The sequence below is a fragment of the Pectobacterium actinidiae genome (genome assembly GCF_000803315.1).
Lineage (GTDB): Bacteria > Pseudomonadota > Gammaproteobacteria > Enterobacterales > Enterobacteriaceae > Pectobacterium > Pectobacterium actinidiae.
In genome coordinates this window covers 1,342,655-1,361,212 of the sequence record NZ_JRMH01000001.1, presented here as the reverse complement: position 1 = coordinate 1,361,212, position 18,558 = coordinate 1,342,655, and the positions used below count along the sequence as shown (strand labels likewise).

The following is an 18,558-nucleotide window of genomic DNA, read 5'->3' as shown; positions in this document are numbered from 1 at the left end:
TTCTTACGTTCGTTTGCCAGTATCGCTACACGTTGCCCCGCCGGTGTTTATCCGCATACTCGGGACTGTTGATCCACTGATGATCCGCTTCCCAGGTGAAACGCCACTGGCGCGTCGGGCCTGCCATCACATTCAGATAGTAGCTGTCATAGCCAGCGATAGTCGCGACCGGATGGTAACCGCGCGGCACTTGTACCACGTCCCTGTCGTAGACCGCCATGCATTCATCCAATGAACGATCATCGGTATAGACGCGTTGCAGGCAGAACCCCTGATCTGGATTCAACCGATGGTAGTAGGTTTCTTCCAGATAGGTTTCCTGCGGCGGACTATCGACGTCATGCTTGTGACTGGGATAAGAGCTGGTACAGCCTTCATCGGTGTACACTTCAACCACCAACAGGCTGTCTGCCGCTTTATCTTCCGGCAGAATATTATGCACATAGCGTTGGTTATTGCCGACGCCACGCTGCTCGGCATCAATATCCTGCGGCGCGATCAATCGGGTCGGGTGCGTACCGAATCCCGGTGCGGCGCAAACTGCCAGTTCCAGCGCCGAGTGCGCCGTCACCGTGATCGTCTCTCCAGACGTGACATACACCGCATAGGGCTTTCTACGCTCAAACGGGCTCATTCTGTCGCCAATCTGCTCGAAGCATTCGCCCGGCGTGACCACCGTTGCCTTGCCGCTGACCAGCACCAGACAGCGTTCGTTATCGCTGGCGGGCAGCGATAACACCTGCTCCGGTGCCAGTTGATACACCTCGAATCCCACATATCGCCAGCCCGCCGTTTCCGGCGTGATGTGCTGCGTCCGTCCGTGCTCGTCAGGAGCATGATGGCGTGATAAAAGTCGGGACATCTTTTGGCCTCCTTATCTCCCCCTCGTGCTTCAAGCTGCTTGCACATTGATCGGCCAGCAGCGTGAATACACAGGGACTCTCTCTACCAATCAGATCAATTCCGCCTGCTGAGCGAAGCGCTGCAAATTATTATAGCCCAGTGTCGCATACGTCAGCGGGTGCGCGACGGCCGGATCCTGTTCCGCTTCCACAACCAGCCAGCCACTGTAGTTATTGGCTTTCAGGATGCTGAACACCGCCGGATAATCGACGCAGCCATCACCCGGTACGGTAAAGACGCCGCTCAGTACCGCATCCAGAAAGCTGGTCTTGCGGTTTTTCACGTCTTTCAACACATCAGGGCGAATATCTTTGCAGTGAACGTGATTGATGCGGTTAATCCAGCGCTTCGCCACCGCCACTGGATCGGCACCCGCGAAGGTCAGATGACCGGTATCCAGCAACAGTCCGACTTCTGGCCCGGTATGTTCCATCAGATTATCCACGTCCTGCGCACTTTCAATCACTGTGCCCATGTGGTGGTGATAGGCAATCTGCACACCCTGACTTTGCGTATAGCGCGCAAACTCGGTCAGCTTTTTGCCATATTCCGACCAGCGTTCTTCGGGAAAACGCGGGCGCAGATGAACGGGTTTCTGTTGGTCGCCGTGAATCGCACCCGTCACTTCGGCAAACACCAACACCGTTGCGCCGAGATCGCGCAGCAACGCCAGATGTCCTTGTACCGCCTCAATCTCCTCTTCAACCGAGCGAGTCAGTAGTTCGCCAGAATACCAGCCGGAGACTAAGCGCAGATCGTGCGCTTGCAGGATAGGTCCCAGCACGCTGGCCTGACGAGGGAACTTGTTGCCTAATTCAAAACCGACGAATCCTGCCTGTCGCCCTTCGCTCAGACAGGTTTCCAGCGGGGTGTCCGCGCCCAGAGAAGGCAGATCGTCATTGGTCCAGGTGAGTGGATTAATACCAAGTTGAACAGTCATATTATGTCCCTTATTCAAATACACAAAAACGGGTTAACCGCGCTGACGCCAGACGGCGATCAGTTGCAGGTAGTTATGTTTAACTTGCTCAATCAATTCGGCGTCATCGATCTGGTTGCGTAGCCACTTTTGCGCGGGCTGGGCAAACAGGGTGCGACCGACGGCAAAGCCTTTGACAATCGGGAAACCCACGGCGGCGCTGAAGCCCTGTTGAAGCGTTTCCAATGGCGCATCCAGCCCCAGAATCACCACGCCCCGACAGTAGGGATCGCGCTGCGCCAGCAGCGGCGTGAGTTGTTCCCAGCCTGCGACAGACAGCGGTGGCAGTTTCCACCAGTCTGGCCGCACGCCGAGGTTGTAGAAGCGTTGAATCGCACGCAGATAAAGCGCATCGCTGTGCGGCATCCCCGCGGGCAGAATGACTTCGAGCAGCAGTTCATGGCCGGACTGGCGACAGGCCTGATAGACCTCCATCACCTTCATTTCCTGCTCGCGCCGCAGCGCGTGGGCATCTTCCGGGTGGAAGAACACCAGACATTTCACCACGTGCTCCAGCGGCCAGCTCACCAACTGTGAGCCGATATTGCCGCGCTCCATCATTAACGGGCGCGATCCCGGCAGCTCAATCGGTCGGCCAATCCACCAGCCTTTTCCCGTAATGTCGTTCAGCGCATCCTGCCCGAACGTGCCGTCACACAGCAGACCGGCTTTACCTTCCAGTCCCGCCTGCTGTGCCGCCTCATAGCTGGCACGCAGAATCAGCTTTTTCAGTGCCGGAATACGGCTAATTTCAGTACCGCAGTTCAGCGCCATATCTTCCAACTGGCTGCGGTGATCGAACGCGATCACGCACAGCTCATGCCACTGTTTGCGACGCGTCGTAACCCGATGCAGATGGTTAAGCTCTTCGTCCAGATCGGGACGCGGCACGCTTGCCGCGCGGGCTAAATAGTTATCCAGCTCGATCTTGCTTGGCATGGCTGGCGCACAGCCATGGCGTGACACCACCAGCGCACCGCAGGCATTGGCGTAGGCACAGGCTTTCTCCCAGCCTTCGCCGTTGAGATAACCGCGCAGCAGTCCGGACATAAACGCATCCCCCGCCCCCAGCACGTTCAGCACATCCACGCGCACGCCTTTGATCGTAATGCCTTTATCCAGATGGTCAGGAATCGCGTCGCTAAACACCGAGCAGCCTAGCGCCCCGCGTTTGCATACCAGTTCCGCCTGCGTGTGCTGACGCACTGTAGCCAGCGCCTGCAAGGTATCCGTACTGCCACCCGCAATGTGGAACTCCTCCTCGGTGCCGACGATCACGTCGAACAGCGACAACACCTGCTGCAACTGCTCCGTAACCACTTGGGCTTCAACAAAACGGGTTTCGCCATCGCCCAGTGACGTCAGTCCCCACAACACCGGACGGTAGTCAACATCCAGCACCGTTTTCACGCCGTTGCGCCGCGCGTATTGCAGCGCCGTCAGCACCGCTTCACGCGTGTTAGGGTGAGAGAGATGCGTGCCGGTAATCGCCAGACAGCGGGACGACGCGATGTAATCTTCGGTGAAATCCTCCGGCGAAATCGCCATATCGGCGCAGTTATCGCGGTAGAAAATCAACGGAAAGGTATCGCGATCTTTGATGCCCAACAGCACCAGCGCCGTCAGACGTTCTTTATCCGTAATTAAATGGCTGGTGTCGCAGCCGACCTGATTCAGCTCTTCACGCAGGAACCGCCCCATATGCTCGTCGCCCACGCGCGCCAGCATAGAAGAGCGTAGCCCCTGTCGCGCGGTGCCGTAAGCCACGTTGCCAGACGACCCGCCCAGATACTTGGCGAAGCTGCCCATATCTTCCAGACGCGCGCCGATTTGCTGCCCGTACAGATCGACAGCAACGCGCCCCATGCAAATCACATCAAACGTCTTTTCCTTACTCATAGCAGCCAATCCTGTAAAAAAGTCGCGTAAAAAAACGTAATTAGCCCACCTCGTCCACGTTCACCCAACGCGCCGTGTCGTGTGACTGCACAATCGCATCCAGAACTCGTGAGACTTTCCAGCCCTCTTCGAAATCCGGCCACATGGGGACGTCAGCCGCAATACCGTCGATCAGATCGCGCACCTCCACCGTTTTCTGATCGTTGAATCCAATACCGTGTCCGGCGCTGGCGCAAAAGGCCGCGTAATCAGGATGCTGCGGCCCGGTCAGCAACGTTTTGAATCCCTGCCGATTCTCTGGTTCGTCATGCCGATAGAGCTTCAGCTCCGCCATGCGTTCCTGCGTGAAACTCAGCGTGCCTTTCGTTCCGGTCACCACGTAGGTCAGCCCCATTTTGCGGCCGCAGGCGATACGCGAGGTTTCAATCACGCCGCGAGCGCCGCTGGCGAAGCGCACCATCGCATGCGCCTGATCTTCATTCTCCACCTGCACCCGCTTGCTACTACCCGGTGCCGTTGGGCGCTGCGTAATCACCGTTTGCAGATCGCCGCAGACGCTGGCGATATCGCCCACCAGATACTGCGCCATGTTGACGATATGCGCTGCCAGATCTCCCAGCGCCCCCAGCCCAGCCGTTTCTTTGAAACAGTGCCAGTCGGCGGGTTTATTCGGATCGGCCAGATAATCTTCGTTATGCGTGCCGTAAAAATGCACCACCTCACCAATCTCGCCGCTGGCGATAATCTCTTTGGCCAACTGTGAGGTTGGATTCTTCATATAGTTGAAGCCCACCAGCGTTTTCACGCCTGCCCGCTGCGCGGCATCAACCATTTCTCGGGCATCACGCGCGTTCAGCGCCAGCGGCTTTTCCGAATAAACGTGCTTGCCATGCTGGATGGCCGCCATCGCCATCGTCTTATGCAGAAAGTTCGGCGCGCAGATATCCACCACATCAATGTCTGGGTCCGCCACCAGCGCCTGCCAGTCCCCCGTGGAGCGCAGGAAGCCAAACTCCTGCGCCCGTTTGGCCGCCAGTTCCGGTGATACTTCTGCCAGCATTGCCTTCACCAGATTGCCTTTCAGCGGAAAGACCGTCGGTGCCTGTGCGTAGGCAATGGCATGCGCACGACCGATATAGCCGGTGCCGATTAACCCAATGCGTACATCCTTCATATCCACCTCGGTGCGAAAAAAAGAGTCGGTATAGGTACGGCTTAGATAGCGCCGCGACGGCTCTTGGCGTAGGTATCGAACGCCACGGCCAGCACGATAATTAACCCGGTGATAATCTGCTGGTAGTAGGCCGATACGTTCATCAACACCAGTCCGTTAATCAGAATACCCATGATGATCGAGCCGATGATCGTGCCGCTAATCCGGCCGTAGCCGCCCATCAGCGAGGTGCCGCCAATGACCACCGAGGCGATAACACGCAGCTCAAAGGTGATCCCCGCAACCGCTTCGGCGCTGCCGAGGCGGGCGCTGAGAATAAAGCCTGCCAGCCCGGCCAGACAGCCAATCACCACGTAGACGCTGACCAGTACGCGTTGCACATTCACCCCTGCCAGCCGTGCCGCTTCGGTGTTGCCGCCGATGGCGTAGACGAAGCGACCCCAGCGGGTTTTATGCAGCGCGAGATAACCCAGCAAGGCGACCAGTGCGAAGATCCAGATCGGCACCGAGATACCGAGAATTTCTCCCCGTCCCCACCAGCGATAGCCTGGGTCAAAGCCAGCGATTGGCGCACCGTCATTCATCACCAGCGTTAAGCCGCGCCAGATGGTCATCCCGCCCAGCGTGACGATGAACGGCGGCAGACGCAGTTTGGTCACGCCCAACCCATGCAGGAAACCAATGAAGGTGCCCATTGCCAGACAGACGCCCAATGCAACCAGCCAGCTCAAGCCGTACCAGGCATCCGGATCGACGGTGGTGAAGTTGTCGCCTTTAATCACCGAAGCGGCGGTGATGGCGCACACCGCCAGAATAGAGCCAACAGACAAGTCGATCCCGGCAGTCAAAATGACGAACGTCATCCCTACGGCCATGATCCCGTAGATGGAGACTTCGGTCAGGATGTTGGTGATGTTGCGTTCGGACAGGAAGTTGCTGTTCTGCGACTGAAAGAAGATCAGCAGCAGAATCATGAAAATAAACACGCCAAAGCGTTCAAAAAAGGCAATCGGGTCAAAACGTCCACGCGAATTGGACGGCGTAATGGTCTTAGAAAGCGGCTGCTGGGACATGCGTCACCTCCGTTATGCTGCGTGTAATGCGTCGTGGCAAATGGCCATCATCGTCATCAGTTTTTCTTCTGTGGCGTCATCGCCATGAATTTCCCCGCTGATCCGCCCTTCGCTGAGCGTGATAATGCGGTCGGAAATCGCCATGATCTCCGGCAGGTCGGAGGAAATCACAATCACGGCGACGCCCCGTTTAGCCATATCGAACAGCACCTGATGCACTTCGGACTTAGTGCCGACATCGATGCCGCGCGTGGGCTCATCCACGATCAATACTTTGGGGTTCAGCGCCATACAGCGGGCAAGAATCACCTTTTGCTGGTTGCCACCCGACAGCTTGCGCACTTCCTGCTCGCTGTTCACCATTTTGATGTGCAGCGCCTGACGGTAGGCTTCGATCAGGTCATCCTCCTTACGGGTATCGACAAACCAGCGCCAGCGCATAAGCGACGAGAGATTAGATAGCGAGATGTTTTCTCTGATCGACAACCCCAGCACCGCGCCTTCTTTCTTACGGTCTTCCGGCACCAGCGCGATACCTTGCGACAGCGCATGCAGCGGCGTGGAGGGATAATAGGGTTCGTCATCCAGCACAAATTCACCGGTAGAGAATGCGTCTGCACCAAACAGGCAACGCGCGATTTCCGTACGTCCCGCGCCGACTAGCCCGGCAATACCGAGTACTTCGCCAGCGTGCACCTGAAAGTTGATGTCCTTTAGCGCGATGCCATGCGCATCCAGCGGCGGTTTTTCCCGGCTTAACCTCTTTACAGCCAGCCGTACCGGCTTATCCTGATGATGCGTTTCTGAAGGCGGACGGCGGTTAAACACCACGTCACGGCCGACCATCAGGCGAATAATCTCCTGCACATTGGTGCTGGCGACGTCCCCGGAACCGGTGTAACGACCGTCCTGAAACACGGTAAACCGATCGCACAGTTGGAAAACTTCATGCAGCCGATGCGTGACATACACCACGCTCACACCGCGCCCTTTTAGCTCGCGCACCACGCGGTGCAGGCTGTCAACTTCACTGTCGCTCAGCGCCGCCGACGGTTCATCCATTACAATCAGCTTGGCGTTCAGCGTCAGCGCTCTGGCGATTTCCACCATCTGCTGCTGCGCCACGCTCAAACGCGCGACCTGCGTCGTCGGCGCAATGTTCAATTTCAGATAATCCAGTACCGCTTTCGCCTCGCGATTCACCGCCATCGCGTCCACGAATACGCTGCTACGCTGCGGCTCGCGTCCCAGGAACATGTTCTCCGCCACGCTCATATTTGGCAGCAGATTAAACTCCTGATAAATGGTGATAATCCCTCGCTTTTGGCGCTCAACGGGCGATTCGAGCGGCATTAGCGTCTCGCCACCAAACCAGATATCGCCGCTGGTCTGCGGCTGCGCCCCTGCCAGCGCCTTCAACAGCGTCGATTTGCCCGCGCCGTTCTCTCCCAATAACGCATGAATTTCTCCCGGCTGTACGGTCAACTGTGCGTTGCTCAGCGCCCAAACGCCGGAGAAGCTCTTTGCCAAATTGGTAATGTTCAGTAGGGGTTCCGTCATGTTTACCTTCCTCCCGCAAGGCCGCGCGGACGCGGCCTGCTGAATACCTGTTATGTAGAGAGCGACTTATTTACCCGCTTCGCCAATACGTTCGGCATCGTTCAGGTTATCTTTGGTAATCATGGTCGGTTGGTAGTCTGCCCCGGTGATAGGCGCTTTAGTGCGGATGTTATTGGTCAACTGCGTCAGTGCGGTCGTTACCGCGTAGCCCGGACGCTGATCGGCAGTTACCGCCAACCAGCCGTCACGTACGCGAGCCAGCGCTTCCGGCACGGCATCAAAGCCAGTCACCATCACGTCACCGGGTTTCAGACCTTGCCCTTGTAACGCTTCAATCGCCCCCAGCGCCATGTCGTCATTCGCAGAGAGGATCACCTGCGGGCGTTTAGGCAGCGAAGGAAAAACACTTTCCACGATGCGCATCCCTTCGGAACGCATCCAGTTCCCCGTCTGGTCAGCGACGATGTGGTATTTGCTCCCACCCGCTTTCAGGCTGTCGCGAATCCCCTGCGTGCGCTCGATGTTAGAAGAAGAACCTGGCTGACCGGTCAGCAGAATAATCTCTGCACCATTTGGGAATTTAGTTTTGACATAGTCGGCAATCGCCTGACCGCCTTTATAGTTATTGGCACCAAAGTGCGGCACCGCTTTTTCCGTTTTTACCGAACGATCCAGCGTCACCACCGGTAGCTTGGCATCCTGGATTTCAGCCACGGCACTGGAAACCGCGTTGACGTCATTCGGTGACACCACGAAGCCCTGTGCCCCACGCGTGATGGCATTTTCCAAATCGGCGGCCTGCTTCGGCGAGCTACCCTGTCCATCCAACACCTGCAAATTCACGCCCAGTTCTTTGGCGGCTTTAACGGCGGTGCGCTGCATGTGAACTTCAAACGGCATAGCGAGATTCGGCGTACTGAAAACGATTTGTTCATTTTGGGCCTGAGCAAGACCAGACAGACCCAGTGCGATGGCGATTGCGGAAACGCTGATGATCTTTTTCATATGTCTTTTCTCTGCTTCTGTTATGAGTATGGGTGTAGGGTTGAAAGCAGGTAAAACGCGATGTGCCGATAGGATTACACGGCGACCTCCTTGCCTTGAGCCAGTGATTCAAAGGCTTTATCCGCCAGATTCAGCGCACGCTCACCGTCAAGCCCGGAGCATTCCGGCTGCGTGCGGCCATTCAGCACATCGACAAAGTGCTGCCACTCTGCCGCGTAGGCGGCGTGATAGCGTTGCAGGAAGAAGTATTCGGGTTTCGCCGCCAGACAGCCGTCATCGGTCCACTGCTCGACCACGTTTTCGCGGATGTTGCCCGCGCTGAGCACGCCTTTCGCGCCATGCAATTCGAGACGCTGATCGTAGCCGTAGCCGGAACGGCGGCTGTTGACGATGGTTGCCATCGCGCCAGAAGCAAATTTCAGCACGATAAACGCGGTATCGATGTCGCCCGCTTCACCAATCGCCGGATCGACCAGATTACTGCCTTGTGCAAAGACCGACACAGGCTCTTCGCCCATAATGAAGCGTGCCATATCGAAATCATGGATCGTCATATCGCGGAACATACCGCCGGAAACGCGGACATACTCAGCAGGCGGCGGCGACGGATCGCGGGAGATAATCAGAAGCGATTCCGGCTTGCCGATGCGGCCTTCGCCCGCCAACGTTTTGACACGGCGAAATTGCGGGTCATAGCGGCGGTTGAAGCCCACAAACAATGGCACGTTCTGCTGTTTGACGACGGTCAGGCAGTCGCGTACACGGGCAATATCCAGATGCACCGGTTTTTCACAGAAAATGGCTTTGCCGTGTTTGGCAGCCAGCTCAATCAAGTCCGCGTGCGTGTCGGTCGCGGAGGCAATCAGGACGGCGTGTACCGCCGGATCGTTCATGACCTCGTCAACCGTTTTTACTTTGGTGTGATAACGTTCTGCCAGCGCCGTGGCATTTGCCGGGTTGGGATCGACCACCGCGTACAGGTTGGTTTCTTTGTGTGCCGCGATGTTCACTGCATGGACCTGACCGATGCGGCCCGCGCCCAGTAAAGCGATGTTAAACATAGATGCTCCCTTGCTGCCTGAGTGGCGTGTAATGCCAGACTGAAAAAGTGACGGATAACGGCTAGTCGCATTCTTCCCAGCCCCATCACCCGCTCTTTACCGCAAATCCTGATAGATAAAATAAAACATTTATTTCAGTTTTGTATAAATTGAAAATTATGTTTTTGCGCGTGAGTTAACATTTTCATGACATCTTCGCGGTTTTCTGCAACCCCAATCACACATCGCGTGAGAACGTTTGTGGGGATATACATGAGTATCAGGGGATCGGTTAGGTACTGGCGTTCAACGGGAGGAAAAATGAAACTGCGGTTTGAAAATGAAATGGATGTTTCAATTCGATTCGGGTGTCTAGAGTAAGAATTAGGCAGCACTAAAGATCGCAAACTTCATCTGCACAAGCTTTCTCTTCGTCACATTTTATGCGAACGAGGAGACGGTTTCGTGCGCCACAATGCTGTCATTACATGCCACCTCGTAGCACGCGCCCGACGCAGGGCGCTCAGTCGCCGCCGCCCTGCGAACCCTGGCTTTCCGGCTAAATTATGTCGCTACGCGATGCCTTCGTCGGTATCAGGCTTAACGGACCGCTTGCGACACGCTCCCGGCGTGGCGCAAGCTTTCGCCGCGTCCATGCGGCTCATCCTAAACCTGCTATCTCCTCAGCATAATTTCTTACGCCGGATTACAGCCCCCCCCACTTTCGCCTTCCGTTATTTGTAGATAAAGGATAGTGATGTAGGGGAAATCATTTAATACTGACGGGCATGTGAGAGCGCCGCTTTCACGCTATTGGCAGCAGCCTCAATCTCTGGATTATCCGCAACCTGCGCTGTGCCGGTGCGCCACCAGGATTCGTAGCCGTGCGTCATCGTTTTCGGCAGCACCTTGATATCAAGCAGCACCGGTCCCGGATGTTCGCGTGATTCAGCCAGCGCCTGCCTTAGCGAGATTTCATCCTGTACCCGCCACGCTTTACAACCATAGCTTTCCGCGTTCTTGGCGAAATCTACGGGAATAAGCCCACCGCGCAGTTGCCCCGACTCCGCATCGCGGTAGCGATTTTCCGTACAGAAACTGCCCATTCCCTGGCTCATTTGCAGGTTGTTGATACAACCGAAGCCCGCGTTATCGAACAGCAGCACGGTGATTTTGATGCCCTCCTGTACCGCCGTTTGCAGTTCGGTATGCAGCATTAAATAAGACCCGTCGCCGACCATCGCGTAGACCGGCTGTTGCGGTGCCGCAAGGCGTGCACCAATCGCCGCCGCAATCTCGTACCCCATACAGGAATAGCCGTATTCCAGATGATAGCTGTCCGGCGTTTTCACCTGCCACACGCGCTGTAGATCGCCCGGTAACGAACCCGCCGCCCCCACCACAATCGCGTTGTCTTCCAGTTTCTCATTCAGAATGCCCAGCACGCGCGTTTGCGTCAGATGGGTGTTCAGCATCTGGCGGTATTCATCCAGCTTGTCTTCCAGACCATCCACCACTTCTGGCACCAATTCACCGTTATCCTGCACGGTAAACAGCCGCTGTAGCTCGCGTTCCCATTCAGCACGAGCCTGCTCGACAGTCTGCTGCCAGTCACTACGATATGACACGGTCTCCAGCCGTTCGGCCAACGCCTCCAGCCCGACACGTGCATCGGCGATTAAAGGCAGCGCATCCAGTTTTAACGCATCGAACTCGGCAACGTTAAGCAGTAAAAATTCGACGTTCGGGTTCTGAAACAGCGATTTGGAACCCGTAGTAAAGTCGGTTAAACGCGTCCCGACGCCGATAATCAGATCTGCCTCCTGCGCCAGTCGGTTCGCTGCCAGCCCGCCCGTCACGCCAATGCCGCCGCAGTTCAGCGGATGTGAGGAAACAATCGCGCCCTTGCCTGCCTGCGTTTCGCCAAACGGAATCGCAAACTGCTCGGCAAACTGCGCCAGCACATCATGTGCGCCGGAATAACGCACACCGCCGCCGCAAATCAGCATCGGACGACGCTTTTTCGCAATCAGCGCTGCCGCCTCATCCAGTCGTGCCGCATCCGGCGGACGGCGTTCGAGATGATGGACGCGTTTGCGGAAAAACGATGCCGGATAATCCCAAACTTCTGCCTGCACATCCTGCGGTAAGCACAGCGTTACCGCACCGGTATCAGCCGGATCGGTCAGCACGCGCATGGCGTTAATCAGTGCACTCATAAGTTGTTCAGGGCGATTAATGCGATCCCAATAGCGGGACACCGGTTTAAAGCAGTCATTGGTACTAATCGACAGATCGTGATATTGCTCGACCTGCTGCAACACCGGATCTGGCTGGCGGCAGGCAAAGAGATCGCCGGGCAGTAGTAACACCGGAATACGGTTGGCGGTGGCGGTCGCCGCAGCAGTCACCATATTTGCTGCGCCCGGCCCCACCGATGAGGTCACCGCATAGATTTTCCGCCGCTTGTGCTGCTTAGCGAACCCAACGGCGATATGCGCCATTCCTTGTTCGTTGCACCCCTGATGCACAGTGAGACGATTCGCCTCCTGCTCCAGCGCTTGACCGATGCCCAGCACATTACCGTGACCGAAAATGGTCATGACGCCCTGCACAAAGGGGGATTCTTCACCGTCTACGCTGAGGTATTGCTGGTTGAGAAACCTGACCAGCGCCTGCGCCATGGTGATGCGACACGTATCCATTGATCCACTCCTACCTGTTTTATCCAGACGGCTAGCCACCGTGCTGGCCATAGAAACGATTTCTATGTCAGTCGGCATAAAGTTTCGTGCGTGTTACGCAAACTACTTCTTTTCCACACTACCGCACACGCCCGACACGGGGCAGCTCAATCGCCGCTGCCCCATGACCCCAGGCTTTTCCACGGGAAATTGCGTCGCTACGCGATACCTTCGGCGTTCGTGCCCGTAGCCCGGGCCACCAGTGACGTGCTCCCAGCACGGCACTGGCTTTCGCGACATCCTTGTCGCTCACCCGACGGTCACGCCACCTCAGCGCAATTTTTTACGTGAAAAGAAATACAATAAAAATCTGCACAACTATTTATCGTAATAAGCCAGCCGGAGGTTTAGTTCTTTCATGACACATCCTCACTCCAGCGTGGGCATGACGAAGCTGCTGGTGTGGTGCTCCAGACGGACGCTGGCGGGCCAGCGGCTGGTAACGGTTTTCATGCGGGTGTAGAAGCGCACACCATCATTGCCGTGAACATTGAGCGGCCCAAAAATAGAGCGTTTCCAGCCGCCAAAGCTGTGGAATGCCATCGGCACCGGAATCGGTACGTTCACGCCGACCATGCCTGCCTGCACCTCTTCGCAGAACTGGCGTGCCGTTTCACCATCGCGGGTAAAAATAGCGGTGCCGTTGCCATATTCATGGTTGTTAATCAGCGTCACCGCCGTCTGGTAATCCGGTACGCGCACCACGGACAGCACCGGGCCAAAAATTTCTTCCTGATAGATTTTCATCTCCGGCGTGACATTATCGAACAGCGTCGGTCCGATAAAGTAACCTTGCGGATGCCCCTGTACAGACAGCGTACGGCCATCAATGCGCAGCGTCGCGCCCTGCTCGACGCCACTTTGAATATAGTCGGCAATCTTCGCCCGGTGCGGTGCGCTGATCACCGGCCCCATTTCATTCTCCTGACCGTCCACCAAACCCGGCCCAACGCGCATTGCGTTGATCTGTGCATTCAGACGCTGATTCAGCGCGTCCGCCGTGTCATCACCAACGGCCACCACCACCGACAGCGCCATGCAGCGCTCGCCTGCCGCACCAAACGCCGTGCCCATGATCGCGCTGGCAGCCATGTCCATGTCGGCATCCGGCATCAGGATGCAGTGGTTTTTCGCCCCGCCCAGCGCCTGACAGCGTTTGCCGTGCGCCGATGCCGTCTGATAAATGTATTCCGCGACTGGCGTCGACCCCACAAAACTTACCGCCTGCACGCGCGGATCGGTCAACAGAACATCGACCGCTTCTTTGTCGCCCTGAACAACGTTAAAGACGCCATCCGGCAGACCCGCTTCTTTCAGCAGCTGCGCTAACAGCAGCGAGAGTGACGGATCTTTTTCCGACGGCTTAAGCACAAAGGTATTACCGGTCGCCAGCGCAATCGGGAACATCCACATCGGCACCATCGCCGGGAAGTTGAACGGCGTAATCCCGACGCACACGCCAAGCGGCTGCATGAGCGAATGGCTATCCACCCCGGTGCCGACATTCGCCGAGTGTTCGCCTTTTTGCAGATGTGGAATCCCACAGGCAAACTCAACCACTTCCAGACCGCGCGTCACCTCCCCCACGGCATCGGAATAGACCTTGCCGTGCTCCTGTGAAATCAGCCGGGCCAGTGTATCCATTCGTTCTTCCAGTAGTGCTTTGAAGCGAAACAATACGCGCGCACGGCGTAGCGGAGAGTGTTTTGACCACGCAGGGAATGCTGCTGCCGCGCTGGCAATCGCCTGCTCGACCTCCGCCTTATCAGACATCACAACCTGGCGAATCTGCTCGCCCGTCGCTGGGTTATACACCGCGGCGTAGCGTTGGCTGTTGCTGGAGGCAATCGCCCCCTGAATGAAGTTAGATACGGTTTCCATGTTTACACCTTTGTGGGTTTTGAGGAGACAAACGGCTGATATCGGATTACAGTATATGAAATGAATATTCCATTTAATGGAAAAATAAAATAAATATTGATTATTGTGATCCGCTGCGAATTTTTATGTAAACTTGAAGACAGCGGTCCATACAGACAGGTGAGAAGCCTAACTCCGATCGAGATACACGGGGCGATCACAGGGATGAGGCCTCCCTGCGGGAACCTCCCCTTGTGTTTCCCCTAATAACGGGCTTAAGTCACCAGAATTAGGCGAGCAGCCTCTGAAAATAGCCGTATCGATAAAAGGTGTACCGCCAACAATGTCGTACAAATAAAACAACCGTATCCAGAAATGAATTTTCTGTTCCGTTTCAGGCGCCAGTCATGAAATCGCCCTAATGGGATAGGTTCTTATACGTTTTGGGAGATAACCCGCTATGCCCATGGCAGCCAGCCTGAGAGAGTTACAGGAACAGATCCGAGAGCGTTATGATTCGCTCAGCAAGCGGTTACAGCAGGTGGCACACTATGTGCTGGATAATACCAATAGCATCGCTTTCGATACCGTCGCGGTGATCGCCGAACGCGCTGACGTTCCCCCCTCAACGTTGATTCGCTTCGCCAATGCCTTTGATTTCAGCGGCTTCAACGAAATGAAACAGCTGTTCCGAATGAATCTGGTGGAAGAAACCGCCAGCTATACCGACCGGGCGCGGCTGTTTCGGGCGATGGAAGCTGACGCGATACCAGAAACGCCGCTGGATATTCTGCATGAGTTTGCTCGCTCAAACGCGCAGGCCATGCAGCAGTTGGCGGCACGCACACCGCCAGAGGATTTGCAAAAAGCCGTCGATCTGCTGGCTCAGGCGGATACCATCTACATCGTAGGGCTGCGGCGCTCGTTCAGCGTCGCCACTTACCTGACCTACGCGCTTAGTCATCTGGAAAGCAGCCCGATTCTGGTCAACGGGTTGGGAGGCATGTTTCGTGAACAGCTCAGCCGTGTCAGCTCACGCGACGTGGTGGTTTCCATCAGCTTCTCGCCCTATTCACAGGAAACCGTGATGGTCAGTGAGATGGCAGCGAAAGCCGGCGCGCGGCAAATCGTGATTACCGACAGCCAGATCAGCCCGCTGGCGACGCTCAGCGACGTTTGCTTTGTCGTGAAAGAGGCACAGGTTGATGCATTCCGTTCACAGTCCGCCACGCTATGTCTGGTGCAGTCGCTTATGGTGTCGCTGGCCTACCGGCAGGGAAACGGCGCAGATCAGAGTGAAAAACAGCAGCGCGGCTAGTCGGAATCGTTTAATCAGCAGGACTCACAGAGAGGGAGAGCCGTTTTATGCTTAAAGTGATCGCACAGGATTTTATTAAGCCTGAGTACATTGAAATCGTCATGCCGCTGTACCGCGAGTTAATAGAGAAAACCCGACAGGAGCCGCTGTGCATCTCCTATGAGCTTTTTATCAATCAAAAAGATCCGGGTCATTTTACCTTTATCGAAACCTGGCCGGATAGAGCCGCACTGGATATTCACTGCCAGACCGAACACTTCCAGCGGCTGGTTCCGATGATCAATAGCCACCAGCGAGCCGAGTGCACCTTCCTGCTGATGGATCCGTTTGATAGTCATCCCCCTGCCGTTTGAATCCATTCAATTTTAGGTCGTGGAACGGCCTAAATATCGCCGTGATCCCCCAGCATGTTGCTTTTTTTACGCCAATTTCTCAGTCATTTTTTTTGAATTAAAATCTCAATTTTTTCTTATTTAACATTTTCCACAACCAGATAACATACAAAACCCCGCTGATAGCAGCAAAACCAGCTGTTAGTCAGCAGGGTAATGACTATCAAACAAATTAAACAATTTGATAGCCATTTATATGCTATCGCTAATGCATTCTTATCTCAGCCAACAGTCATAGTGGATGAGCGGTGCATCGGTAGATACCGGCTCTCATTCAGGAGGAATCGATGTTTAAAATAAAACAGGTGGTCGCATTTACGGCGCTGATGGCGACGGCAGCGGCCAGCTATGCGGCAGTAGAGGCCGATAAGCGCCCGATTAACGAGCTTTATCAGAACGCGCTCCGGGAAGGCGGCATTGTTACCGTCTATGCCGGTGGCGACACGCCGGGTCAGCAGGATGGCATTAAGCAGGCGTTTGAAAAGCGTTTTCCAGGCATGAAGCTCAACGTTATTGTGGATTACAGTAAATTCCACGATGCGCGTATTGATAATCAATTAGCGACCAAAACGCTGGTGCCGGATGTGGTGCAGTTACAAACCTTGCAGGATTACCCGCGTTGGAAAAAAGAGGGCGTGCTGCTGAACTACAAACCTATCGGCTGGGACAAAGTCTACCCTGCGTTTAAAGATAAAGACGGTGCCTGGACCGGCGTCTTTGTCGACGCGTTCAGCAACGTAGTGAATACCAAGCTGATTGCTGAAAATGCCTGGCCAACAGAAGCCAATGACTATTTACGTCCCGATCTGAAAGGCAGCATTGTTTTAACCTACCCGAACGATGACGATGCGGTGCTGTTCTGGTTTAAACAGGTCGTGGATAAATACGGCTGGGAGTATGTCGCTAAATTCAAAGAACAGAACCCGGTTTATGTTCGCGGTACGCAGGCTCCCGCCGACGATGTGGAAAGCGGTAAATCAGCGGCAACATTCTCAACCGACGGTGCGCTGTCTCCCGATCAAAACGCCAATTCGCGTTTCGTGTTGCCAAAAAGCGATCCGTTTGTTTCCTGGGCGCAGCGTGCGGCCATTTTCAAACAGGCTAAACACCCGGAAAGCGCCAAGCTTTATCTGAGCTGGCTGTTGGATAAAGAGACGCAGAGCAATGTCTGGTATATGTGGTCAGTGCGTACTGACGTTGCGCCACCTGCTGGCTATAAGCCTATCTGGGAATATAAGAACACCAGTCCGCAGGCCTTTGCCGACTTCATGAGCGATCGTGCCGCGGTAGAATCATTCCGTGCACAAATCGGTCTGTATCTCGGCGAAGTGAAAGGCGAGCCGTCTCCGGGTAACTTAGGACTGCATCCAAAAGAAGCCTTACCGCATTAATAGGTTATTCGCGTCCTTATAATAGAAAAAGCCCTTATCACTGTATCGATGGCGATAAGGGCCTCTTGTTATTCGTCGTCAGCACACAACACTTTCAGACGGTAGTCTTGTGTATTCAGGAGACTTCGGTTCGGCGACGGCCTTTGTTTTTTGCCCGGTAAAGCGCCATATCTGCGGCCTTTAACCAATCAATATATTGATCCATTTCCGGTGAAATCTCCGCAATACCGACGCTGACAAACACCGCCAGCTGCGGCGTCTGGTTCAGGAACTTCAACGATAAGCTCTCCCGAATGCGATTCACAGCGTCCAGCGCCTCTCCCGCACTCGTCTGCGGTAAAATAACGGCAAATTCATCTCCGCCGAATCGCCCAATGACATCCGTTTCCCGAAAGCCGGATGTCAGCTCACGCGCCAGCAGCAATATCGCCTGATCGCCGACGTTATGCCCGAAGTTATCGTTAAAAGCTTTAAAATGGTCGATATCAAACAGGACTAGCGTCGCCGTACGTTTATAACGCTGGCAAATATCATGCTCATGCTTTAGCAGACGTTCCCAGTGGTGACGGTTATAGAGGCTGGTCATCCCGTCATGAATACTGACTTCCATCAGCATACGTTTGTGTTCTGCCAATTTCAGCGCGGTGGTGTAAGTGACATAACCCAGAAAAATCGGGTAGACCAGCAACATCGGCAGACAGGCATAAAGCTGTAGCGGTGTCGTATCCAGCGAAACAGGTACGGCAAACAGCACAAGTACCAGTACACAGGCGACACACTGTAATACGATGCCCTGAACAAACAGCTTTATCCCACCGCCAGCCGTACCGTTCATCCCTACCATCGCCACAATCAGGGCGCTGGGCAGAAGATTGACGCCCATAAACCCTATCCAGATGCCGCCAAACACCACATCAATCAATAAATTACGCTTCTCACACTGCATCGGATCGCGTGACCGCAGAGACAGCGTGTAGGCAATGTGAGGCCAGATAAAGGTGTTAAGGAAGAGCAGCACCCACAGCAACACTGGCGTAGACCGGGTAATCAGTACCGAGGAAATAAAGAAAGAGCACAGGATCGTCCCGACAATCCGTGGAATATAGACTCGCAGGGAAAAGCGTAGCCCTGAGCGACGTATATCTACCGTCAAAAACATCGGCGACGAGGCTGACATAACGACCCCCATACGGTTCACGAACAAATAGCGAGAAAAAAGA

The 18,558-nt window shown here is 55.2% G+C and carries 15 protein-coding genes; 3 read left to right on the top strand and 12 right to left on the bottom strand.

The window, feature by feature from the left end; genetic code table 11:
• Nucleotides 1-25 precede the first annotated feature (25 nt).
• The 11 genes from iolB to KKH3_RS05695 all read right to left on the bottom strand — a co-directional run bounded on the left by iolB (nucleotide 26) and on the right by KKH3_RS05695 (nucleotide 14,258).
• Entirely contained in the window at nucleotides 26-862 is an 837-nt protein-coding gene (gene iolB, locus KKH3_RS05740; protein WP_039356798.1) for a 5-deoxy-glucuronate isomerase, read from the bottom strand.
• 90 nt (nucleotides 863-952) lie between these two features.
• On the bottom strand, nucleotides 953-1,843 hold the full coding sequence (iolE, locus tag KKH3_RS05735) for a myo-inosose-2 dehydratase (RefSeq protein WP_039356796.1): 891 nt from the start codon (nucleotides 1,841-1,843) through the stop codon (nucleotides 953-955).
• A gap of 33 nt (nucleotides 1,844-1,876) precedes the next feature.
• Entirely contained in the window at nucleotides 1,877-3,781 is a 1,905-nt protein-coding gene (locus KKH3_RS05730; RefSeq protein WP_039356792.1) for a bifunctional 5-dehydro-2-deoxygluconokinase/5-dehydro-2-deoxyphosphogluconate aldolase, read from the bottom strand.
• Nucleotides 3,782-3,821: 40 nt separating this feature from the next.
• Complete coding sequence (locus KKH3_RS05725; RefSeq protein ID WP_039356788.1) at nucleotides 3,822-4,955, bottom strand: Gfo/Idh/MocA family protein; 1,134 nt, start codon at nucleotides 4,953-4,955, stop codon at nucleotides 3,822-3,824.
• Nucleotides 4,956-4,996: 41 nt separating this feature from the next.
• Nucleotides 4,997-6,028 carry an ABC transporter permease gene (locus KKH3_RS05720; protein ID WP_039356785.1) on the bottom strand — a complete coding sequence of 344 codons (1,032 nt, stop codon included), beginning with the start codon at nucleotides 6,026-6,028 and terminating at the stop codon, nucleotides 4,997-4,999.
• 12 nt (nucleotides 6,029-6,040) lie between these two features.
• A complete protein-coding gene (locus tag KKH3_RS05715; RefSeq protein WP_039356783.1) occupies nucleotides 6,041-7,588 on the bottom strand; it encodes a sugar ABC transporter ATP-binding protein in 1,548 nt (515 codons plus the stop codon).
• Nucleotides 7,589-7,654: 66 nt separating this feature from the next.
• Nucleotides 7,655-8,593, bottom strand: a complete 939-nt coding sequence (locus tag KKH3_RS05710; protein WP_039356780.1) for a substrate-binding domain-containing protein — start codon at nucleotides 8,591-8,593, stop codon at nucleotides 7,655-7,657.
• Between the two features lie 74 nt (nucleotides 8,594-8,667).
• A complete protein-coding gene (iolG, locus tag KKH3_RS05705) occupies nucleotides 8,668-9,654 on the bottom strand; it encodes an inositol 2-dehydrogenase (RefSeq protein ID WP_010308440.1) in 987 nt (328 codons plus the stop codon).
• Nucleotides 9,655-10,406: 752 nt separating this feature from the next.
• Nucleotides 10,407-12,338 carry a 3D-(3,5/4)-trihydroxycyclohexane-1,2-dione acylhydrolase (decyclizing) gene (gene iolD, locus KKH3_RS05700; RefSeq protein ID WP_039356778.1) on the bottom strand — a complete coding sequence of 644 codons (1,932 nt, stop codon included), beginning with the start codon at nucleotides 12,336-12,338 and terminating at the stop codon, nucleotides 10,407-10,409.
• Between the two features lie 118 nt (nucleotides 12,339-12,456).
• Nucleotides 12,457-12,630 (bottom strand): hypothetical protein, encoded by a 174-nt coding sequence (locus tag KKH3_RS22200; protein WP_167371719.1) that lies wholly within the window; start codon nucleotides 12,628-12,630, stop codon nucleotides 12,457-12,459.
• A gap of 116 nt (nucleotides 12,631-12,746) precedes the next feature.
• Entirely contained in the window at nucleotides 12,747-14,258 is a 1,512-nt protein-coding gene (locus KKH3_RS05695) for a CoA-acylating methylmalonate-semialdehyde dehydrogenase (RefSeq protein ID WP_039356776.1), read from the bottom strand.
• A gap of 439 nt (nucleotides 14,259-14,697) precedes the next feature.
• Between KKH3_RS05695 and KKH3_RS05690 the strand changes: the two genes are divergently transcribed.
• From KKH3_RS05690 to KKH3_RS05680, 3 genes are all read left to right on the top strand, one after another.
• On the top strand, nucleotides 14,698-15,555 hold the full coding sequence (locus KKH3_RS05690) for a MurR/RpiR family transcriptional regulator (protein ID WP_039356775.1): 858 nt from the start codon (nucleotides 14,698-14,700) through the stop codon (nucleotides 15,553-15,555).
• 47 nt (nucleotides 15,556-15,602) lie between these two features.
• Nucleotides 15,603-15,908, top strand: a complete 306-nt coding sequence (locus KKH3_RS05685) for a putative quinol monooxygenase (RefSeq protein ID WP_039356774.1) — start codon at nucleotides 15,603-15,605, stop codon at nucleotides 15,906-15,908.
• A gap of 326 nt (nucleotides 15,909-16,234) precedes the next feature.
• The gene (locus tag KKH3_RS05680; RefSeq protein ID WP_039356773.1) at nucleotides 16,235-17,338 is read left to right on the top strand and encodes an ABC transporter substrate-binding protein; all 1,104 of its coding nucleotides are present in this window, start codon (nucleotides 16,235-16,237) and stop codon (nucleotides 17,336-17,338) included.
• 115 nt (nucleotides 17,339-17,453) lie between these two features.
• On the opposite strand, the gene adrA is transcribed toward KKH3_RS05680, so the two are convergent.
• The gene (gene adrA / locus KKH3_RS05675; RefSeq protein ID WP_039356771.1) at nucleotides 17,454-18,515 is read right to left on the bottom strand and encodes a diguanylate cyclase AdrA; all 1,062 of its coding nucleotides are present in this window, start codon (nucleotides 18,513-18,515) and stop codon (nucleotides 17,454-17,456) included.
• Between the last annotated feature and the right edge of the window lie 43 nt (nucleotides 18,516-18,558).